Source organism: Veillonella rogosae JCM 15642 (assembly GCF_002959775.1).
GTDB classification, from domain to species: domain Bacteria; phylum Bacillota; class Negativicutes; order Veillonellales; family Veillonellaceae; genus Veillonella; species Veillonella rogosae.
This window is the reverse complement of the sequence record NZ_PPCX01000010.1, coordinates 472,787-494,828: the sequence shown is the minus strand read 5'-3', so window position 1 is coordinate 494,828 and position 22,042 is coordinate 472,787. Positions and strand designations below refer to the sequence as shown.

At 36.0% G+C, this 22,042-nt stretch carries 17 protein-coding genes; 4 read left to right on the top strand and 13 right to left on the bottom strand.

What is annotated here, in order from left to right; all coding sequences use genetic code 11:
• Window positions 1–33: 33 nt before the first annotated feature.
• From VRHSUH09_RS07650 to wbaP, 4 genes are read right to left on the bottom strand one after another with little or no spacing between them, the layout of a single operon-like run.
• The gene (locus VRHSUH09_RS07650) at window positions 34–1,038 is read right to left on the bottom strand and encodes an acyltransferase family protein (RefSeq protein ID WP_054747878.1); all 1,005 of its coding nucleotides are present in this window, start codon (window positions 1,036–1,038) and stop codon (window positions 34–36) included.
• Complete coding sequence (gene glf, locus VRHSUH09_RS07645) at window positions 1,035–2,141, bottom strand: UDP-galactopyranose mutase (RefSeq protein WP_105081827.1); 1,107 nt, start codon at window positions 2,139–2,141, stop codon at window positions 1,035–1,037. The genes VRHSUH09_RS07650 and glf overlap by 4 nt, the downstream gene beginning before the upstream one ends.
• An 8-nt stretch (window positions 2,142–2,149) precedes the next feature.
• Entirely contained in the window at window positions 2,150–3,121 is a 972-nt protein-coding gene (locus tag VRHSUH09_RS07640) for an acyltransferase family protein (protein ID WP_105081826.1), read from the bottom strand.
• Window positions 3,122–3,129: 8 nt separating this feature from the next.
• Window positions 3,130–4,557 (bottom strand): undecaprenyl-phosphate galactose phosphotransferase WbaP, encoded by a 1,428-nt coding sequence (gene wbaP, locus VRHSUH09_RS07635; protein WP_105081825.1) that lies wholly within the window; start codon window positions 4,555–4,557, stop codon window positions 3,130–3,132.
• Between the two features lie 124 nt (window positions 4,558–4,681).
• Between wbaP and VRHSUH09_RS07630 the strand changes: the two genes are divergently transcribed.
• On the top strand, window positions 4,682–5,107 hold the full coding sequence (locus VRHSUH09_RS07630; RefSeq protein ID WP_105081824.1) for a VanZ family protein: 426 nt from the start codon (window positions 4,682–4,684) through the stop codon (window positions 5,105–5,107).
• Window positions 5,108–5,445: 338 nt separating this feature from the next.
• On the opposite strand, the gene VRHSUH09_RS07625 is transcribed toward VRHSUH09_RS07630, so the two are convergent.
• The 7 genes from VRHSUH09_RS07625 to VRHSUH09_RS07590 form a co-directional block, all read right to left on the bottom strand.
• Entirely contained in the window at window positions 5,446–5,856 is a 411-nt protein-coding gene (locus tag VRHSUH09_RS07625; protein WP_105081823.1) for a hypothetical protein, read from the bottom strand.
• Between the two features lie 347 nt (window positions 5,857–6,203).
• Entirely contained in the window at window positions 6,204–7,145 is a 942-nt protein-coding gene (locus VRHSUH09_RS07620) for a VirK/YbjX family protein (protein WP_105081822.1), read from the bottom strand.
• A gap of 78 nt (window positions 7,146–7,223) precedes the next feature.
• Window positions 7,224–9,260 (bottom strand): LTA synthase family protein, encoded by a 2,037-nt coding sequence (locus VRHSUH09_RS07615; protein WP_105081821.1) that lies wholly within the window; start codon window positions 9,258–9,260, stop codon window positions 7,224–7,226.
• A gap of 60 nt (window positions 9,261–9,320) precedes the next feature.
• Window positions 9,321–10,079 (bottom strand): glycosyltransferase family 2 protein, encoded by a 759-nt coding sequence (locus VRHSUH09_RS07610; protein ID WP_054747888.1) that lies wholly within the window; start codon window positions 10,077–10,079, stop codon window positions 9,321–9,323.
• Between the two features lie 44 nt (window positions 10,080–10,123).
• Entirely contained in the window at window positions 10,124–11,188 is a 1,065-nt protein-coding gene (locus VRHSUH09_RS07605) for a glycosyltransferase family 4 protein (RefSeq protein WP_054747890.1), read from the bottom strand.
• Window positions 11,189–11,465: 277 nt separating this feature from the next.
• Window positions 11,466–12,623, bottom strand: a complete 1,158-nt coding sequence (locus VRHSUH09_RS07595) for a transcriptional regulator (RefSeq protein WP_146104579.1) — start codon at window positions 12,621–12,623, stop codon at window positions 11,466–11,468.
• A 287-nt stretch (window positions 12,624–12,910) separates the two neighbouring features.
• Window positions 12,911–13,510 carry a class I SAM-dependent methyltransferase gene (locus tag VRHSUH09_RS07590; RefSeq protein WP_054747893.1) on the bottom strand — a complete coding sequence of 200 codons (600 nt, stop codon included), beginning with the start codon at window positions 13,508–13,510 and terminating at the stop codon, window positions 12,911–12,913.
• Window positions 13,511–14,013: 503 nt separating this feature from the next.
• On the opposite strand from VRHSUH09_RS07590, the gene VRHSUH09_RS07585 reads away from it, so the two are divergent.
• The 3 genes from VRHSUH09_RS07585 to VRHSUH09_RS07575 all read left to right on the top strand — a co-directional run bounded on the left by VRHSUH09_RS07585 (window position 14,014) and on the right by VRHSUH09_RS07575 (window position 19,979).
• The gene (locus VRHSUH09_RS07585) at window positions 14,014–15,369 is read left to right on the top strand and encodes a hemolysin family protein (protein ID WP_054747895.1); all 1,356 of its coding nucleotides are present in this window, start codon (window positions 14,014–14,016) and stop codon (window positions 15,367–15,369) included.
• Window positions 15,370–15,855: 486 nt separating this feature from the next.
• The gene (locus VRHSUH09_RS07580) at window positions 15,856–16,920 is read left to right on the top strand and encodes an efflux RND transporter periplasmic adaptor subunit (RefSeq protein ID WP_105081820.1); all 1,065 of its coding nucleotides are present in this window, start codon (window positions 15,856–15,858) and stop codon (window positions 16,918–16,920) included.
• Window positions 16,917–19,979, top strand: coding sequence for an efflux RND transporter permease subunit (locus VRHSUH09_RS07575; RefSeq protein WP_105081819.1), 3,063 nt, complete (start codon window positions 16,917–16,919; stop codon window positions 19,977–19,979). Before VRHSUH09_RS07580 ends, VRHSUH09_RS07575 begins: the two co-directional genes overlap by 4 nt.
• Window positions 19,980–20,225: 246 nt before the next feature.
• On the opposite strand, the gene VRHSUH09_RS07570 is transcribed toward VRHSUH09_RS07575, so the two are convergent.
• Together VRHSUH09_RS07570 and VRHSUH09_RS07565 are read right to left on the bottom strand one after the other, a co-directional pair.
• Window positions 20,226–20,543 carry a YbjQ family protein gene (locus VRHSUH09_RS07570; protein WP_009351557.1) on the bottom strand — a complete coding sequence of 106 codons (318 nt, stop codon included), beginning with the start codon at window positions 20,541–20,543 and terminating at the stop codon, window positions 20,226–20,228.
• Between the two features lie 13 nt (window positions 20,544–20,556).
• Entirely contained in the window at window positions 20,557–22,038 is a 1,482-nt protein-coding gene (locus VRHSUH09_RS07565; protein WP_105081818.1) for an amino acid permease, read from the bottom strand.
• Between the last annotated feature and the right edge of the window lie 4 nt (window positions 22,039–22,042).

Sequence of the window (22,042 nt, the reverse complement as noted above, 5' to 3'; positions counted from 1 at the left end):
ATATCCCATAAAAATACTATAAATATAAGTATCTTATGCCTTAATTTTCATGAGTTTAGAATTTCCAAAAATCCAAGAAGTTATTTTAAATCTATCAAAAAACATAACAATAAAAATTGGTATTATTGTACTAATAATACAAGATAGCAATATAACAACTATAATATTGTCGATAGATAAGTTTTTAAATATTGTTCTTAATGGGCTTGAGAAATATAAATGCAAGATATAAATCCCTAGGGAATATCGACCACAAATATTCCAGAAAGTAATCAATTTTCTATCTTTTAATTTAAAAAATAAAATAGCAAGAAAAGAGGATGCGCCTAATGCACATACAAATTTAAAAGCCGTATGGACTGTAGTATATGGAAAACTTATACTCGCCATCAAAATACTAATAAGTCCAACGATAAGCAAATTTTTACTTATAATATTTTTTATACTTTCATAATACGTATATATTACAGATCCTAAAGTAAAGTACACTCCACCATAGATAATTGAGTTAACAACTTTAAATATACCTTCTACTGGTGGTAGAAATAAATATAATAGCAAGAATGTTATAAAAATCACTAAAGATTTAAATAAAGACTCAAATAGAGGAACAAATACAAATAACCAAATAAGCACATATAAAAACCATAAATAAGAAAGCGGAGCAATATATATATGCATTAAGTCTGAAAAAGTAAAAAAATCACTCATTTGAATTTTCCCATAAAGAGAAGCATAATATTTTGATATCCAAAAGACAACTGAAAATAAAAGATACATAGGAATCAAATTCAAAAATTTATTAACAATATTTATTACAATCCCTGTATTTTTTTTTGACCAAGTAAGTTTATATAAGAAACCACTAATCAGAAAAAATAATGGCATATGGAAACTATAAATCAAATCGTGAGTCAATTGTAAACTCCATTGGTATTCAGGAAATATTCCAGCCCTTAAATAACCAAGAACAACATGACCAACTACAACTAAAAATATAGCAAATCCCTTTAAAGAATCTAACCATTCTATTCTCATTTATCGAGTTCCTTTTTACATAATTCTAATGCACTAGCTATAACTTTATCCATATCGTAATATTTATATTCCCCTAAACGACCACCGAATATTACATTAGAAACTATTTTCGCTTTCTTTACGTATTTAGCATATAAATCTAAGTTTTTTACATCATTAACTGGATAATATGCTTCTTCACCAATTTTCCAATCTTTAGGGTATTCTTTTGTTACGTATGTAACAGGCTGCGTACCAAATTCAAAATGTTTATGTTCGATAATACGAGTATATGGTATTTCGCCTTCTGTATAATTCACAACTGCCACGCCTTGAAGGTTTTCCTCTTCAAGACGCTCTGTTTCAAAATGAAGACCGCGGTATTCCAATACACCTTCAGAATAGTCAAAATACTCATCAATAGGACCTGTGTAGATAATTTTACCTGCCAACGTTTCATATTCATCGCGATGTTTAAGGAAATCTACACCTAAACGCACTTCAATACCTTCTAACATACTCTCAATCATCTTTGTATAGCCACCAATTGGAATACCTTGGAAGCGATCATTAAAGTAGTTATTATCGTATGTATAACGAACAGGTAAACGTTTAATGATGAAAGCTGGTAGCTCCGTACATTTACGGCCCCACTGTTTCTCTGTATAGCCTTTAATAAGCTTTTCATAAATATCTGTACCAACTAGGCTAATTGCTTGCTCCTCCAAATTTTTTGGTTCCCCTGAAATTACTGCACGTTGCTTATTGATAATTTCGTTAGCCTCTTTTGGTGTACGAATATTCCACATCTTAGAAAATGTGTTCATATTGAAAGGCAAATTATACATTTCACCTTTATAGTTAGCTACAGGACTATTTACATAATGATTAAACTCTGCAAATTGATTTACATAATCCCATACATGTTTTATTGATGTGTGAAAAATGTGAGCACCATAAACATGGATATTAATATCATCTTTAGTTTCACAATACATGTTACCTGCTATATGATTTCGGCGATCAATAACTAATACTGATTTACCTCGTTTATTTGCTTCATGTGCAAATACAGCACCAAATGGTCCTGCACCGACAACTAAATAATCATATTGTCTTTTCATATATACCTCTATTTTTTTATACCTAAACAAAGTAATCGTGAATAATGATTTTTTCTTAACATATAACCAATGAAAATAGATACAATAGTAGATGCTACGAAACATACAATAAATGCTTCATAATACAAGCCTAATTTAGACCAAAGTAGAATCCTAAATGGAATTTTAACAATATCGCTGAATATATAGATATCCATTGAAACAGTACCTAAGAAAATTAAAAGACTGTTATACCATCCAACTCTATTATGAATTTGATTAGCTACATAATATGTAATATTAATGCCTGAAATAGCAGTTATGATATTAAGTATTTTAAACATATTAACATCGAGCAGTAATACATAATTGCCTATGCTAAAAACAACAATAGATACAAGTACAATTACTGACGATTTGATGTAATCCAAAAGCTTATATTGTTTAATATATAAGCCTAACACATAGAAAAACTGAAAATACAATATACTTGAAACCATTGATATGGAGGAAATATTTATTACATCAGAAAAAACAGCAATAAGTAAGGATATACTTAATAAACTTACATTTACACGTTTAACTAATAACCCCATAAGAATGGAAATAAAGAACAAGCAATATAAAAACCAAAGTTCTCCATCAGGGTTAACACCAATAAAAATTTTCCATATATCCTGTGCATTTATTTGTTGATTTGCAAATTTAGATAAGGCTAATTTAAACGGAAAATATAATAAACCTATTGTAAAATATGGAACCATTAATCGTATAAATTTATCTTTTACAAACTTATTAAAACCTTCTTTCAAAGGTATATGAATGAAATAACCGGCTACAAAGAAAAACACAGGCATATGAAAACTATAAATTATCGTTCTCATTAAATATAAAGGATAGCTAGCAATCCCACTTGCGCTTGCTTGATCTGGTACTGAATGACCTAGTACAACAAGTAAAATAGCAATCCCCTTCATAATATCAAAACTACTATCCCTCATAGTTAATACTAGTAAGCCCCTTTCGATTTAATAACAGCAAAAACTGTTTTTACTAGATACACAATATCGATCCATACAGACCAGTTGTGTACATACCAAGAGTCCATAAGAACTCGTTCTTCATACGTCGTATCACTACGACCACTTACTTGCCATACGCCAGTAATCCCTGGTGGTACGAGATAGAAGTCGTTAATATATTCGCCATATTTTTCAACTTCTGCACGCACGATAGGTCTTGGTCCTACAAGGCTCATATCGCCAATCAATACATTCCACAATTGTGGCAATTCATCAAGACTTGTTTTTCGAAGGAATTTACCGATTTTTGTAACACGAGGATCATCTTTTAATTTGAAATCACGTTCCCATTCTTCACGGGCTTCAGGATTTTCTTTCAAATAAATTTCCAACGCCTCTTGTGCATTAGGCACCATAGAGCGGAATTTATAACAAGGGAACTCCTTGCCCCCTTGGCCTACACGTTTATGACCAAATACGATAGGACCTGGAGAGTCTAAGTAAATTAAGATCGCTACGATAGCTATTACAGGCAAAATCAAAATGCCACCGATTACTGTAGCTGTAATATCAAAGATTCGTTTAAAGAGACGATTGCGTCGTTGAGCAAGGTTATTTTTAACCTCTAAAATCAAGGTTTGCTCGTTCATCAAGCCCCGTGCTTGAATATTCGCTGCAGGAATACCGAATAACTCAGGAACGAAGGTTACCTTTTCAACAAGAATTTGCAGTTTATTAATCAAAGTGACTAATTTGTGAGATTCCAAGCCTGGCGCACAGACGAGAACATTTGGAATATTATATTTCTTAATTACTGCTTCAGCATCGTTGAATTTGCCAAGGCATTCGTATTTGTTAGCTAATACAGAGGATTTAGGATGATCATCTACAAAACCTACAATTTTGTACATCGCAAGCGGCATATTGCTGAAATGAACGTCCACGAGCTCTGCTGTTTTACCAGCCCCTACAAGTAATACAGGAATAGCTAAAATGTTCAATTTAATAAGTGTACGAGCTAAGATATAACGGAATAGAATGATGTAAAGTAATATAAACCCATAAGATAAAATCACGAACAAGCGGGATACATTATTTATAATATGACCTGCGTACATTAAAACGATAGACAATACGATACCAATAGTAATACTGCGGAAGATGATTTTTACCTTTTCCCAGTAGGCTGTATCGATTTTATAACCGTGGTTCAAGAAGAGAACTGTTATAAAAAGAAGAGGTGTTATAATATAGGCATACCAATAATCGATATGCAATACCATGTCACTTTCACTAAATGGTAAAAGCAACCTCAAATTATAAGCGGATACAATGCCGCAAATAACAGAAATATAATCGACAATTACCATTAAGGTCTTAACGATGACATTAGAATTAACGTATGTATTTTTCATATATACTCCCTCATAACTACTAAACTAGTTATTTTAATTAATCTAACTTCCCATTTTTAATACATCAAATATGTATCATATAAATACACTAATCATACGAATACACTACAAGAGGTTATAATTAATGAAAAAAACGATTAGCACAGTAATCATTCTCTTGATTATTGCTTTTATTTGGAGTAATTCATATCAAGCAAAGACTGACTCCGTTCAGCTCAGCATGTTCTTTACTACAAATATACAACCCCTATTAATCAAACTTGGATTACATCCAAATGTAAATATTCTAGATACCTATGTGCGTAAACTGGCTCACCTTACAGAGTTTATGGCTCTCGGTGCAGTTATTTACTATACATTCAAACAAATTTTTACAACCCATATAGCCAAAAAAAGTATCCTACTGGCAATCTGCATCGCTTCATTAGATGAAGTCATTCAAATTTACACACCAGGTAGGACAGCAACAATTGGCGATGTTCTGCTTGATACAACAGGCTCTATGATTGGTATTCTGATCATGAAAGGCCTTCTCAAACTATTTCACTAAGCTGCTTATCCTAGAACTAATCTCCCCATTCTAAAATAAAACGCTTATTTATTTCTCAAATCTAAACTCTCTTATATTAGTTATCTTCGATGTATAATAACTTTCTCATTATTTATACTTATAAAAAAAAGGTCATTTTCTCAACACAACATCAAGAAAACAACCTTCCTTCTTTATATAATGATACTAAACTCTCTTAATTTCATTATATTAATTTTACCATATTCTCATGTAGTTTTCATATAAACTATTTATAAAATGTTACATTTTTTACTCATAAAACAGCTTATATATTGGCACCTCTAATAATACAGCTCAACACTCTAAATCCTGTATTATTAATGCTCTAACCAACCACGGAATTTATGAGATGTACCGTCATTGGAATCTAAATTCTCTAAGTATACATAAGAGTTTTCCATGTCTACTTTAATACCTAAAGATTTCTTCTTAGATTTTGCCATATTAATAGCAAGACCTAATACGTTTACAGTCTTAAAGAAATATTCTGTAGCAGTTAACTCTTCTAAATCATGATTTGCATCTGCAATCATACGCAATTTATAGTATTTAGAATCACCATACATTTTAAAAGTAAAGATGGCTTGTTTAGATGCTGCATCAAAATCGATTTTATATTTTTCAATAGCCCCTTCTAATGTAGTAAGAGTGCTATTAGTAGTAGTGTCTACCACTAGATTCATGATCAAATCCATTGGATTGTTCATCATCATAAATGTAGTACTCATATCTTCTCCCTCAATATTTATCAAATCCGAATTATACTAACCCCAAACATTACTAATTGATATTTGATATTTAATAATTTCGATATTGATAGTATACATGATAATTCTAAAATTTCTACATAAAAGTTATAAAACTTTCATGAATTCCTCATTTTTAATTAAATGTAATTATTTTATTTAACTTATCTATTTCTTAGATTAATAAATGAAGAAACTTTATATATCAAAAAAAGCTAGTGTTCAAAATAATATATTTTGAACACTAGCTTTTTAGTTTAAGTTAATTCTTAGCCACCCTTTCATCGAATAGGATGCTTATACTTTTATCTTAAAATATTAGTCAATAATTATTTTAAGTATGGCTTTAAATTTTCATGAACTTGTACCATATATTGATCAAGTAATTCATAGCGTTTTCTGTATTGACTACGTTTTTGTGATTTGATTTCTTCAATTGGCTTGCGATATTCTTCTAGTGGAATTTTGTAAAATCTAGGATCTTGTGAAAGTTCGCCACCACTTTCTTGCCATAAAGAATCGAGTTCCGCCACTTTAGCACGATGAATACGTATTAAATGGGTATTTGCATAAAAACCTTCATCAGATACAGCATAGATTGTTTCTACACCACATTCTTTTGCGATCAATCTAAGTAAATATATAATAAAGTTTTTTGGTCGATAACCAAACATCTTTTTGGTAGCTATTTTTGCATTATCTAAACCATCCTTATAGCCTTGAATCGTACCAATCCACATGGCTTTTTCCCCATTAAAACCTTTACCAAACCGGAAATTAGCATGATATACACCTTTTGATTCTAATGTTAGTAATAACGTTAACAAGCCTTCTTTACGTTGCCCTGGTCCATAATAGAGTTGAGCTTTCATGTTTAATTCTTCTGATTCCCAAACGATAAAACCGCGCTTAATACGGCTTACATCATCCCAGATATTAGTTTCGTCAACAGAATACATAGATTGAATGGCTTCATCAGTAAATATGTTTTGAATATAATCAAAATGATTGATAATAGCATCTAAACGCTCATCTGCAGTAGATTCTTTAAAGAAAAAGATCCGCGTCATCAACTCATATAAACCAATTTGACGGTGTAGTAATTCTGGATCTGGTTTATAATTAGCAAAATAGTTTTCTAATCGTTTCATATGCTGGCGGCGACCTAAGGAGCGAGCCGTGTGCAATACAACTCGTCTCGTTTCTCTCCAACTGCGCTTACCATATATTTTTCGGCCTTTTGTCCATTGATTTTGTATATATTGAAACACCTTTATCACCTCAAATAACGAATCTCTTAACTAAATCCCCTATCTATACAATATTCATTAAAAGATGATTAACATATGTTAATCATCTTTTTTTGAAAATAGCTTTTCTTCATGGTTAATTAACCAAGTTGTTAATAAACTCCAATCTCGTGCTTCTTTAGCATGATTATCTATAGGTCTTATCTGAGTTACTGGTTCAGCTGATGGTTGATTACTTTCACCATAATCAGATCGAATATCCCCCATAAGTGAATCGGTAATCCATTGATAGGGAGTCACCAAAGGTTCTGGTTGGTCATCAAACAAAGATGGCGTAATCGAGTAATACTCAAACCCTTTTGGTGCTATCGCCTCAATAATGGTTGGCATTAAACTCATATGAGTCCCTTTTTGAGTAGTAATCATATTACGATCTAAATCAGGATGTTGTAATAACGCAACAGTGCAGAACGTGTCGCGTAATGTATAGTCACGATGAATGAGAGACGTATTATTCAACGATCCAAATAAATTTGAATGGTCACCAGTAATAATAAATAAACTATCTGGATAAGCCTTTTTCATAGAATCGACAAATGAAAAGAGAGCCTTATCACTATACCGATATGTAGCCAGTTCCTTGTTCCGAGTCTTGTTAGAACGTAAATCCTCACCTACATGAGGCATAACTGTTGCAGGATCATAATCGAGTAAAGAATCCTCTATCTTGTATGGACTATGGTTTGATGTAGTATAGATAAAATGGAAGGTTGGTGTATCAAGAGCTTTAATTTGTTGCTCAATATTTTCTAAGAATATATGGTCATAAACTCCAACCCATGTCTTTGGTGCATCAGGACCACAGAAGATAGATGCACTTTCTACTCGGTCAAAACCTTGAGCCTTACCAAAATGATTAAAATTACCATATGACGCATTGCCGCCATACCAATATATGGTTTGATACCCCAGCTGCTTCATTTGATAGGCAAACGATGTAGGAAAGGATCCATTCCAAAATTGCTCTCGTTCATTGAGTTCTAAACCCGCATCATAGATACCACTCATAAGACTAACAATAGATGGTCTTGAAACATTGCCAGCAGGTAAAAAATTTGGAATTTGTACAGTATTCGACTGGCTTTTAAAATCCCAAAGCCCTGGACAAATATTGAGTGCCTTATGTGTTTCGTCTAAGGACCACTGAGGAATACTTTCACCAACAATAAAGAAAATATGTTTAGGTTTCTTAATCTTTGGCCCTTTAGCTATTTTTTTGAAAGCATATAGAGGGTTATCGAGTTGTTGCCACGTGTTTTTATATTCACTGGGAACAATACGGTGTATGGCATCATTAACATCCTCTTCGGAAGCAGTGTATTCAGAGCGTAAAGGGTGTTTGTAAACGGTTTCCAACGCACATAGATCTGGTACTGTAGCACGAGCAAAGAAGATATCTTCTTTAACCACTGTAGGAATTGTATCCCATTCAGGTTTATTATCGTGAGATAAAGTACCACCATAGCGAAACCAATAAAAACCTACTACAGATAGAGCCACTAATAATATATTCCACCCAACTATCATCCACGTATCTGTCAAATAAGACTCTGGATATGGAATGGACGGCAAGGATAAGAATAGTGTTCCCATATACCAAGATGCAATAGCAATAGGAATAAAACCTAATAATACAAGTGCGCCTCGATCTTGATTAAAGAATATATCTATCAAATTGCGTTTCTCTGCATGATTGCCATAGTGAACCATATAGTTATAGGTATCATGGAAATGCTTATAGAATATCATCTTACCTGCAAAGGCTGCGTAGAGAACACAAGAATAGATTGTTAACTCAATAATTCTAATTACATCCTCATATTGGTGGTATGTATCAAACCACAATGCAGGAATAGTAACTAAAACTAAGGAAATTAAAAATATATACGCATCAAAATCCATGCCCCACCAAAAACCATATCGTAATGAACCTATAGCGGCCTGCCATCTTCCTTTCCAAGAGGAGTATGGGTTATAGACAATCATAAAGATAATTCTAAAAATGGTTGCTAATATAGGTGCCCAAATCATTAATTTTATATTTTGTTGTATAGATAAATAAAATTGTTCACTCATTATATAGCCTAAATTTACGGGAGGGACTTGCTTTTATATTAATTATAGAAAAAGATATGCTTATAATTTTCCATTAGATTTAATCAAATAATACAGTTTTACATACTTAGTAACAGTATACATGTAATGGTATAAAGATAAAATAAAGCCAAATTTACCGTCTAAAAAACCTCTTTGTAAAATATAAATTTTAAAGAAGGCCCATTGAGGTCTCAAAATGATATCTAGCAAAAATGAACAGGATTTACCTTGCTCATAATAATTTGTCGCAGCAGCTGACGTATATTTGTTAACTTTATTAAGATACTGTGTCCAGTTATCGTAAGTATAATGATATAACTTTCCTTTTAATTTATCTTTCGGGAAAGGACTAATAAATGCTTCATGGACAAAGCCTTCTACGGTAGCTCCTTCTTTTGGCATTAACCGTAATACCTTATCTGGTCGCATGGTTCCATGACTAGCAGTATTATGACGGAATAAACTATGACGAGATAACCAATATGCTTTTTGATCTCCACTATTCACAGCTTTTAGTATTTCTTCATTTAATTCTGGAGAAACTCGTTCATCCGCATCAATAAATAAGATCCAATCAAATGAAGCTTGACTAATACCAAAGCGACGTTGCTGAGACCAGTCATTATTTAATGGATGAGGTATAACTATAGCACCTAATGACTCTGCTAGTTCTACAGTTCTATCTGTACTACCATCATCAATGACTAGAATTTCATTAGCGCATTGAATGCTATTAATACAATCTACAATATGTTGTTCTTCATTTCTAGCTAAAATGATAGCCGTAATTGTTGCCATAATACACCTTTAAATTTAATTTTATTTATTAATAATCTAACAATCTATAATTGTTTAATAGAAGCAACCATTTTTTCAATAGTAAAAGTAGATTTTACACGACTATAAGCATTTTTTCTTATTTTTTCGTATTCTATTGGATTATCCATTAAGTATGTAATAGCATGAGCAATAGTCTTATCTTCTACAATATCTAACAAAATACCATCTTCACCATTAGTGATAATTTCCTCTTGAGCACCAGATTTACTCGTAATAACAGGAGTATTACAATACATAGATTCGCAGATAACGAGACCAAAAGCTTCTTGAATCTTGGATGGCACCACTAAGCAATCAATAGTACGATAGAACTGATTTACATCCTTCTTAAATCCTAAATTCTTTACATATGCTTCCATATGGTTAGACTGAATATATGAATTAATTTGACTTAACGTATCCTCTGATATAGCGCCACACATGCGTAATTCTACACCTCTACCTTGTTCATGAAGAATTTTAATTGCTCCTAATAATTCCATAATACCTTTTTCAATAGAAATTCTACCTGCATAGCCAACTATAAAATTATCATCTTGAAGCTTATATTCTACCTCAACTTGAGGAAATCTATGTGTATTAATACCGTTATAAATAAGATGATACTTTTCCTTATTCTCCTTTACAACTTGTGCATCATACACACATTTAGATACGCAAACAAAACCATCTACTTGATCTTGAATCCATCTATGATAGATATCAGTTTTAGCAGGGAGTATATTATGTTTAAAGAATAAAACCTTAGCACCTGTTAATTTTTTCAATATCAAAGCAAATAATATAAATTTACCAGTATGACATAAAATTGTATCAATATTATGTTCACTCATAAATTTTGCTACTGTATTAACATACAAATATCTACTATTTTTTCTTAACTTAATAGGCAATACAGTAGCTACTTCACTATATCTATCAATAAACTCTAGATTACCAATATCCGTCAATACAAATGGAGAAATACCTTGTTGTTCTAACTCTTCACTCATATCATATACATATTGCTCCATGCCCCCCCACACGGAACTATCCATAATATTGAGAAAACCATTGTTTTCTGTCATTTTAATACCCCTTTATCATTCAATTCATAGTCCATATACTTATGGATACACTTCAAAGTGAGAGTAATAATATAGACATGCTATTGATTCCAGATCTGTATCACCTAGAATTTAACATTTTAATTACATAACTATCCTGGATATTTCTTACATTTAGGCCCCTTACATCGCTTGCATTTACCGCATCCACGGTCGATAGTTCCAGCACTTGCCGATTTCTTTGCACTAGTACTCTCCTTAGCCCCCTGTTCAGAGGCCTTACTATTCCATACGGAAACTATCGTTTCTGCTTTTTTTCGGATCTATCCTTTTCGGACTTTTTATCCTTTTTCTTATCTTTCTTCTTATCTTTTTTCTTGAAAGTATCCGCCAAAAATACTGTTTTTAACTTATCGTTCAAGACTTTAAGCTTCTTTTCAGCCTTATCTTTCTTTCTCTTTAACTTTTCTTCGTCCTTAGCCTGTTTTTCTTCCTTGGACTTTTTGTGTTTTTTCTCTTTTTTATCTTCCTTAGACTTTTTATCCTCTTTAGATTTCTTATCTTCTTTAGATTTTTTTTCGTCCTTGGATTTTTTTTCGTCAGAGCCGTTGATCCGCGCCCATTCATCATCAACGCGTTTCAATTGCTTTTTAAGAATCTTTTCTAGCTTCTTATTTGCTTTATCGGACTCTAAACCAGCTTTACCAAATAACAATGCATTTACCGCTGTATATGGATCGATAGAGGACATATCCTCTTCATCCAATACATCTTCTTCCTCTAATTTCTTATCTTTTTTAGATTTTTTTTCTTTGTTCTTAGATGATAACATTTCTTCTAAATCATCATTATCAAAAGGATTTTCCTCGTTTAAATGATGAACTTCTAAGCTTTCAACGCCGTCTAGTGGATTTACATCAAGGTGCTCAATAGTCGCATCCTCAAGATCAACAATTTCCTTAACGGAGCTTTCACCAGAGCCTGTGAAAAGGCCACCAATAGAGTTCAATTCGTTCAATTTAATGTGGTTCATGCCCACTGTGGAATCATGTTGCACTGGCACATCGGACAATTGCACCTGTTCCATAGCGTACACGTCATCGTTATGACTAGCACCCTTGCCAAGATACGACGTATCGGACAGAATAATGTCTTCCTTATCGTCGCCAAGTACATCACCAAACAAATCTTGCTCAAGAGATTCGTAGGTATGCAACAAGGAGATCCGTTTTTGAACCTCTTCTATTTGGTTCCACAAATCAACGAGAGTAGATGTATAGTATACTCGTTCCTTTACCTCTAAATAGGCTTGGTAAACGATAGCCAATTCAGACTCATTAAGGCCCTCTTCGGCGCCGATTTCTTCAATCATTTGTTGAATTTGTTGATCTCGGTCGTAACGTTTAATTAAGGCCTTGCGAATGCGTTCAATCAATACTGTATCGATGAGTTCCATGCGTACCTCCTGTATTCAATACACTCATCCCTACCCACTAAACTAGCGCATACGAATCAATGTATAGAACTGTAAAAAATGAATTGATTTTATAATCTCTAATATATTATTATAGCAGAATTTATAGGCTTTTTCCTTAATAATATAGGTGAAAGCCCCATAAAATTAGAATAAAAATAAAAATGAAAACCTCGATTCAAACAATCCTTGGTACTGTAAATTAGTACTATTAAAGATCATTCAAATCGAGGTTTACTAAAGAATCATTGAGATCGAGGTATAGTTATTTAAAATAGATTAACGGAATAGACGAGAATTCGCTCCTTTGCATCCTTTTCTTCAAAGAGATCACTGCAGTCAATAGGTTCTTCCTGTTCGAGTCGCACATGGTTATTTAAGAAGTTTTCTACCTCTTCGTTAACATAGTAGAAAAATAATTTGATTTCACGCGGATGATGATACAGGGAATCAAAGATATTTCCTAATACGCGCTTAATCGTATGAAGCGCAAAGGGATTAAAGAAAAAGCATCGATCTGCTTGAGCTGGCAATTCATAGAGCGCCGCATCACCGTGCATAAAACTCACCCGATTGCGCGCTGCTGGGCTTTCACCATTGAGTAACGCCTTTTCATATAATCGTTCATCGTATTCGATACCGATGGAGTGACAGCCCGTTTGGTAAGCCATAAAAATGCTAACACGGCCCTTGACACTACCATAATCGATGAGAGTATGTTTCTTGCGAATATGACCGCTATTCGCCAACCGCTCTAGAACGCAATAATCTGTCGGCTCATACGGATGATGCTCCGTATCAGACCGACTATCATCGCGGCCTGCTGTTTTTATTTGTAAAACCTGTTCCCATTCCTGTTCACTTGTCATATGTCTATTTTCTACCTTATATCAATCGTAATATATTAAGTAATATTAAGTAATATTAAGTAATATCTAGTTATATCAACTATTGTATATGCATATAATATTATTTACAAATAATACTAAATTGTGTAATATAATTATAGATAAAGGAAATAAATATTTTGCTAGCATTTTAATGCATGCAAAACAAAAGAGGAGGGTGGCAGCCCTCCTCTTTTTGTGCTAGTTACCGGCCTAATATCTATCTAGCCACTTGCAAATATAATATCCAATTATACTTGCTACGATAGATACTGTGAAGGAAATAAATATTTCGAGCATTTTAATACACCCCCTTCCTGTTACCAGTTTGGGGCGGTAACACCTATAGTATATACCAAAAGCACCCTTTTGGGTGCTTTTATTGTGTCAAACATTTATTGATGTTAATATGGTATACTAAAGAGTAATATTTCAATATTCTCATGTGCAGAATGATATGTCATCAAAAAGGAGTGTCTACTTACATGGACAGTGATCTGACCTTAGATTTTATAATTATCGTCGTATTAATCATCGCCAATGGCTTATTCTCCATGACGGAGTTAGCCATCGTCAATGCTAAAAAACGTAAACTCGAAGAAATGGCAGAGGCAGGCAACGAGCGTGCTAAAAAAGCCTTTGAATTAGCAGAGAATCCTAATAATATGTTTTCTACTATTCAAATTGGTATTACCCTCGTTGGTATTTTAACTGGTTTGTATTCTGGTGCGACCTTCTCTGGTCCATTAGAAGAGATTTTAGTAGCTAATATTCCAAGCATTGAGCCCTATGCAGCATCCATTAGTTCCTTACTCATCGTTACGGTTATCACCTATTTATCCCTCGTTATTGGCGAACTCGTGCCGAAACGTTTAGCCTTAAATAGTCCTGAAAGCATTGCCGTAGTCGTAGCAAAACCGATTTATTGGTTGTCTGTAGCCTTAAAGCCAATCGTTAGCTTTCTCGGCGTTTCCACAGAGTTCCTCTTAAAATTACTAGGCGTGACTGTGAAAGAAGAGGCTCCTGTTACAGAGTCTGAAATCAATAAAATGCTCACCGAAGGCGTTGCTATGGGTGCTTACGAAGAAGAGGAACCCATTCTCGTAGAAAATATCTTTCACCTTGCAGATATGAACGCTGGCGACGTGATGACGCCGCGTACACAGCTCAAATGGATCGACCTTAACGGCACTGAGGACGAAATCATGGATGTCCTAAAAAATGCCAACCATTATCGCATTCCTGTTGGCACCGATTCCTTGGACGAACTCAATGGTCTCGTTACCGTATCTGACGTATTAGTTCAAATTATGCAACGTCCTAGTGAAAGTTCCATTCAAGATATCATCAAGTCTTGTCTCAAGGAACCTGTCCTCGTTCCAGAATCCATTCCACTTATGAAGTTATTGAACGTCCTTCGTACTGAAGGTGTTCACGAGTCCATTATCCTCGATGAGTACGGCGGTTTTACAGGTCTCGTAACCTTACATGACATCATGGAAGAAATCGTAGGCCTCATGCCTTCTGGTGAAGACGAAATCAAAGAAGAAGAAAATAAAATCATCGAACGCGATGGTGCATGGCTCGTAGACGGTCTACTCGACGTAGATGAATTTAAAGAATTCTTCCACATCGATGAAGAATTACCAGGCGAAGAAGATGACTTGTACAAAACTATGGGCGGTCTTTTGAATCTACTCTTTGGTCGCATTCCAAAAGAACTAGACAAGGCAAAATGGAATGGCTATACCTTTGAAGTCATCGACATGGATAATACCCGTATCGACAAAATCCTTGTTACCTATGAAGAACCTATCGTAGAACAAGAAGAAGAAAAATAATAACATCTACTAGCTTACTATTATTAACGATTAAACCTTAATAATTAAGGGTATTTAAAGATAATTAAGCCTTAATAATTTAGGTTAAGAAGATAAAAAACAGTATATATAAGCTTATAAATATGTGTAAAAGAGTGAGTTCTCTAAAGAGGACTCACTTTTTTATTACTAACAACCTAACAACCTAACAACCTAACAACCTAACAACCTATGATTTTAAAATAAAAAGGCATATATTCAAAATATACTAATAAATATGTCAAATAAGTATATAATTCTTTTATATTCCGCATAAAGGGTAGAATTATATATTTAAATATAGTATTATTAAATTGTATAAAATATATAAGTAGAATAGTATTTCTATATCCTTATCTTGTGTATGTATTTAGAAATATGCTAACAATAAAAGTCCTATGATGTTTATGTAACGAATATGTTGCAGCTTTCATAGGGCTTATGTGTGGTAGTAAAAGGAGAGATTCTATGAATCCAAGAGTCATAGCAACCATAGGGGCCCTATTAATAGGGACTGCCGTCATAAGTGGTTGTGGATCAGAAAAGCCACCTGAGGATACAAGCCTCAAGGTGCGCACCATCACTATCGGTGAAGAATCAGGCACTACCAGTGCTGGTTATGCAGGCACCATCCACAATAAGACGGAAACTAAACTAGCCTTTCAAATTGGAGGCCGCGTTATCAACAAATTTGTTAATGTTGGTGATGTAGTGGAAGCAGGACAAGTGATTGCTCAAATCAACGGTTCTGATACGGCAGCACAAATGCAAAATGCAGAAGGCGCCGTAAAAGCAGCTCAATCGGCTTACGAATTAGCAGAAACCAATGCTAATAGATACCGCGAACTCTATGCGCAACAAGCGATTAGTAAATTGCAATTAGACCAAGCGGAAAACCAATTAAATGCGACAGCTGCTCAACTACAACAGGCCCAAGCAAGCCTCAATTTGAGTAGCAATCAAAATAGCTATACTAGCTTAACCGCTCCAGATACGGGTATTATTACAGCTCTCAATCTTGAATCAGGCCAAGTGGTCGCAGCAGGTCAAAGCATTGGTACCTTAGCGGCTGGTCACGATCCAGAAGCAGTCATCGCTTTACCGGAACAAGAATTGAGTAAAATTCACGTAGGAAGCCCTGCCACTATTACCTTCTGGGCGTTGCCAGATGTAAAGGTCCAAGGCGTTGTACGTGAAATTTCACCAATTCCAGATCCTGTGGCGAGAACGTATACCGTAAAAATTTCCTTACAAAATGCACCTAGTGAAGTACAACTAGGTATGACTATTAACGTAAATCTAACTACAACAGATACTAGCAATATCACCATTCCGTTGACGGCTCTTGTGAAAGACTCGAACGGCAATAATGCAGTCTATATCATCCGCGATAAAAAGGCTCATCTCGTATCTATCAAAACAGGCGATTTTGGTCAAAACTCAGTTATCGTCACATCTGGCTTAGCTAAAGGCGACATTGTCATCACCGCAGGTACCCAACAGTTACAAGAAGGGACGGCGGTTAGTCAATGAAACAGTTTAACTTAGCCGAATGGGCTCTCAAACACAAGTCCATTATCTACTACTTCATGGCTGTGCTCCTCACCTTTGGTATCTTCTCGTACTCCCAAATGGGACGTATGGAGGACCCAGACTTTACAATGCGCACCATGGTTGTCGGCGTTGCTTGGCCAGGGGCTTCCCCGCAAGAAATGTCGGACCAGGTAACGGACAAACTAGAAGAAAAACTGCGCGATCTACCTGGCGTAGATTATACGAAATCTTTCACAGATGGCAGCAAATCGGTAATTTATATTAATCTGAAAGAAGATTTACCATCTGATAAAATTCGTCCCGCTTGGGAAGAAGCGCGGAATATGATTAACGACGAATGGAAATCACTGCCGCAAGGCGTTCAAGGCCCTACCATCAACGATCGATTCGACGATGTATACGGCATCATTTACGCCATCAGTGGTGATGAATATTCGTACGAAGAAAAGCGGCAACAAGCAGAAGACTTGAAACGTCAGCTTTTATCAGTTCCTAATGTAAAAAAAATCAGCCTCATTGGGGTACAAGAACAAACCCTCAATGTAACGATCAACAAGGATAAGCTAGCATCTTATCAAGTCAGCACGCAACAGCTATTAACGGCTATCAAACAGCAAAGTATGATGGTTCCAGCTGGTATGATTACGACAGATACAAACAATGTATATCTCCGTGTTAATGGCCTATTCGATAGCCCTCAAGCGGTACAAGATATGCCAATTCGCATCAATAATCAAACGTTGCGACTCGGCGACATGGCTGATGTAACTATGACCTATCAAGATCCTAGCAATCCACAGTTCTACTTTGAAGGTAAGCCAGCTATTGGCATTGCCATCTCTATGGATGCAGGGGGCAATAATATCGAATTCGGCGAAGCTATCGATAAAAAACTAGGAGAATTAAAGAAAACCATTCCTGCAGGCCTCGAACTCAGTCAAGTATCGAATCAGCCTCACATTGTTAAAGAATCCATTGGCGATTTCTCTCAATCCTTATTTGAAGCCATCGCCATCGTATTGCTCGTAAGCTTTGCATCCCTTGGCTTGCGAACAGGTGTCGTAGTAGCCCTCACCATTCCAGTCGTTGTGTCTACGACGTTCATCTTGATGTATGAAAACGGTATTTACTTACACAAGGTTAGCCTAGGTGCCCTCATCTTAGCACTGGGCCTTCTCGTAGACGACGCCATTATCGTTGTAGAAATGATGAGCGTTAAACTCGAAGAAGGTTGGGGACACTTTAAAGCGGCCACCTTTGCTTACCAATCGACGGCGTTCCCTATGCTATCTGGTACGCTTATTACCTGTGCAGGCTTCTTGCCACTAGCACTAGCAGAAGGGATGGTAGCAGAATTTACAAAATCTCTATCCATCGTTGTATTTATGGCTCTCATCCTATCATGGTTTGCTTCTGTTCTCGTCAGCCCTGTTCTCGGTTATAAAATCATCGAAAATAAAGAACCAAAACCTGAATCAGAATGGACTAAACGAGACCATATCATGCACAAGCTAAGCGTGACCTTCTATGAAAAGTTTGAAAAGCTTTTACATTGGGCACTAGGTCACCACAAAGCAGTATTACTAGCTACTTTAATCATATTCGTACTATCTCTACTTTCACTACCATTGATCAAACAGGAATTCTTCCCTTCATCAACGCGTAATGAAATTATCGTGTCCATGCAGTTCCCTCAAAGCTCATCCATTGAGTACACCGCTAACCAAGCAAAGATCATCGATGAACATTTGCAAGGGGACGAACGCATTGCAACGTTCTCATCCAATATTGGACAAGGTTCACCTCGTTTTGTCCTCACCTTGGAACCTGAATTGCAACGAAACAATTTCTTACAATATATAATCGTTACAAAATCCTTAGAGGACCGAGATAACCTATATAATGAGTTAACGTCTTACTTAAATACAGAATTCCCATCAGCTCTTGTAAATGCTCAGTTTGTACAAATCGGGCCTCCATCTAAGTATCCTGTTATGCTCCGCGTAGCAGGTCCTGATCAAAAGGTGGTAAAAGACATTGCAAACCAAGTAAAAGACAAAATGCAAGACGATAAGGATTTAAAAAATATCTCCTTTGACTGGCCAGATACGGAACCAGTAGCCAATATTCACATCGATCCGAACAAGGCACGCCTACTAGGTATCGATAGCTACGCTGTATCCTTGCACTTACAAAGTCTATTATCTGGTACAAAATCTGGTGAATATTACGAAGGCAATCAAACTATACCTGTTACCTTCCGTTTAGGCGGCAACGAACAGCACAATTTAAGTGCCCTTTCGTCCTTACCGATTCAAACAGGCAACGGTTCCTACGTACCACTTAACCAAATAGCAACTATTACCATGACGCAAGAGGATGGTATTATTTGGCACCGTAACATGATGCCTACCATCAGTGTGTATGCTAATGTAAAACCTGGCGTCTTAGGCAATGCGAAAACGAAAGAGGTCTATAAATCCTTACAAGACATTCGCGATTCCTTGCCTACAGGCTATACGATTGAGCTAGACGGTGCTGCTGAAAAGAGCGTAACAGCAGTACAAAGATTATTAAAACCAATGCCGATTATGCTCTTTGTGATCATGACAATCCTCATGTTCCAATTGAAGCGTATCGCCCTCATGATAATGGCTTTACTCACAGCCCCACTAGGCCTCATCGGTGTCGTATTAGCACTGAATATTACGAGAACGCCGTTAGGCTTTATGGCCATACTAGGTATCATCGCCCTATCGGGTATGATTATTCGTAACTCCATTATCTTGTTAGACCAAATCGAAATCCACAAGGCAGAAGGCCAAAAACCTCGTGAAGCGATTATCAACTCCGCTACACTTCGTTTCCGCCCTATCATGCTCACCGCTCTCGCAGCGATTTTAGGCATGATTCCTCTCATGGGATCTGTATTCTGGAGCCCACTAGCTATCGCCTTCAGTGGCGGCCTACTAGTGGCAACGGTGCTAACACTTATCGTACTACCAGTCATGTACGCAAGCTGGTACAAGATTAAATAATTACAAATATACCTACATTTGTAAAATCTAATATGTACTAGGAACTTTATTTCCTTAGTAAAAATCCCCTAATCTTTGTAAAAGCTATATCGCTTATACATTGATTAGGGGATTTCTTTTATACATAACATATAAAAAAACAGCAGGACTAAAGCCTGCTGTTTTTTAGTCACAAGAATACATTGCAACTTACTTATTTCCCTTAAGATTATATTAACAGTTATATCTAACGTAGTCTACTATCTATTAAACTACTACAGCTGTACCATTGCATGTAATCATAAGCATGCCATTTTGTGCACCTACAGTACTATATTGGAAGGATACACCAATAATAGCATTAGCACCCAATTTAGAAGCGCGTTGAGACATTTCATCGAGAGCTGCTTGGCGGGCACTCATCAAAGAATCTTCATAGCTGCCACTACGTCCACCAACGATATCTCGAATACCAGACATGAAGTCTTTAACGAAGTTACGACCTTCTACTACTTCACCAAATACGATACCTTTATACTCTTGTACAGGTTTGTTTTCAATATGAAACGTTGTTGTAATAATCATAATTCTCTCCTCATTATCTATCAAAGTCGCGGTCTAGGTTAACTTCTTTCAACGGCACAACTTTAGTTTTGTTGATGTATTTGTAACCTAGGTAAACTGCGAAGAAGATTGGCAAGCCAATGTACGCAACGGATACGCCGTACCAGTCGATTGTTTCGCCTGTGAAAGCGGAGTAGTTTTGACCAGCGATGATGATGACGCAAAGAATGAACGCCAAGATTGGACCTACTGGGAATAACCATGCTTTGTAAGGCAATTCGCTAAGATCTCTGCCTTGTGCAATGAAAGCACGACGGAAGCGATAGTGAGAAACAGCGATACCAACCCATGCGATGAAGCCGCAAAGACCGGAGATATTAACAATCCAAGTATAGGCAGTACCTTCGCCGATGAAGCTTGTAAGGAATGCAAATAAACCAATTGCTGTAGTTAAAATTAACGCTGGCACTGGAACGCCACGGCTATTAAGCTTAGCAAAGATTTGAGGTGCTTGTCCTTCTTTAGCAAGTGCATATAGCATACGCGTAGAAGAATATAGACCAGAGTTACCAGCACTGAGTACTGCCGTTAAGATGATAGCATTGATGAAGTTAGCAGCAAAGGCAAAACCAAAGCGGTCAAATACGAGTGTAAATGGAGAAATAGAAACGTTTTCCACACTAGCATTCAAAAGATTTGGATCAGTGTACGGAATTAAGAAACCGATAACTGTGAAAGCACCAATATAGAACAATAGAATACGCCAGAAGATAGAGTTAATCGCTTTTGGCACGTTCTTTTCAGGGTCTTCTGCTTCACCAGCTGCTACGCCAATAAGCTCAGTACCTTGGAAGGAGAAACCAGCTACCATGAAGATAGCGAGGATGGATTCCCAGCCACCTACGAATGGCGCTTCCCCTATTGTCCAGTTCGTAAAGCCTGGAGATGTGTCACCAATGCCAAAGATGAGCATGGATCCACAGAATAGGAATACGAATACAGTAATAACCTTGATGCTAGAGAACACATATTCACTTTCACCAAAGGAACGAGTCGATAAATAGTTCAAGCCGAATAGAATGAGCAAGAACAGAGCAGACCATACGATGGCAGGCACATCAGGGAACCAATATTTCATGATGAGCGCCCCTGCTAATACTTCAGCAGCCAAGGTAATAGCCCAGTTAAACCAATAGTTCCAACCTAAGGCAAAACCAAAGGCAGGGTCTACATAGCGTTTTGCATAAGTCCCGAAGGAACCAGGAATCGGCAAGTAAGTAGCCATTTCCCCAAGAGAAGTCATGAGGAAGTAAACCATGAGGCCAATGAGGCCGTAAGCTACAAGAGCACCACCAGGGCCTGCAGTACTTACTACTTCACCACCGGCAACGAATAAGCCAGTACCGATAGCACCGCCAAGAGCGATCATGTTCATATGACGCGCTTTCAGGGTACGTTTTAGATGTTGATCTTTGTTAGACGTAAACTCTACGTTATTATTTTGATTATCAGCCATGGTG

Coding starts and splice junctions, on each gene's coding strand:
- VRHSUH09_RS07575 (WP_105081819.1), top strand. CDS start 16,917: ATGAAACAGTTTAACTTAGCCGAATGGGCTCTCAAACACAAGTCCATT.
- VRHSUH09_RS07605 (WP_054747890.1), bottom strand. CDS start 11,188: ATGACAGAAAACAATGGTTTTCTCAATATTATGGATAGTTCCGTGTGG.
- VRHSUH09_RS07630 (WP_105081824.1), top strand. CDS start 4,682: ATGAAAAAAACGATTAGCACAGTAATCATTCTCTTGATTATTGCTTTT.
- VRHSUH09_RS07625 (WP_105081823.1), bottom strand. CDS start 5,856: ATGAGTACTACATTTATGATGATGAACAATCCAATGGATTTGATCATG.
- VRHSUH09_RS07640 (WP_105081826.1), bottom strand. CDS start 3,121: ATGAGGGATAGTAGTTTTGATATTATGAAGGGGATTGCTATTTTACTT.
- VRHSUH09_RS07570 (WP_009351557.1), bottom strand. CDS start 20,543: ATGATTATTACAACAACGTTTCATATTGAAAACAAACCTGTACAAGAG.
- VRHSUH09_RS07580 (WP_105081820.1), top strand. CDS start 15,856: ATGAATCCAAGAGTCATAGCAACCATAGGGGCCCTATTAATAGGGACT.
- VRHSUH09_RS07595 (WP_146104579.1), bottom strand. CDS start 12,623: ATGGAACTCATCGATACAGTATTGATTGAACGCATTCGCAAGGCCTTA.
- VRHSUH09_RS07650 (WP_054747878.1), bottom strand. CDS start 1,038: ATGAGAATAGAATGGTTAGATTCTTTAAAGGGATTTGCTATATTTTTA.
- VRHSUH09_RS07615 (WP_105081821.1), bottom strand. CDS start 9,260: ATGAGTGAACAATTTTATTTATCTATACAACAAAATATAAAATTAATG.
- VRHSUH09_RS07610 (WP_054747888.1), bottom strand. CDS start 10,079: ATGGCAACAATTACGGCTATCATTTTAGCTAGAAATGAAGAACAACAT.
- VRHSUH09_RS07590 (WP_054747893.1), bottom strand. CDS start 13,510: ATGACAAGTGAACAGGAATGGGAACAGGTTTTACAAATAAAAACAGCA.
- glf (WP_105081827.1), bottom strand. CDS start 2,141: ATGAAAAGACAATATGATTATTTAGTTGTCGGTGCAGGACCATTTGGT.
- wbaP (WP_105081825.1), bottom strand. CDS start 4,557: ATGAAAAATACATACGTTAATTCTAATGTCATCGTTAAGACCTTAATG.
- VRHSUH09_RS07585 (WP_054747895.1), top strand. CDS start 14,014: ATGGACAGTGATCTGACCTTAGATTTTATAATTATCGTCGTATTAATC.
- VRHSUH09_RS07565 (WP_105081818.1), bottom strand. CDS start 22,038: ATGGCTGATAATCAAAATAATAACGTAGAGTTTACGTCTAACAAAGAT.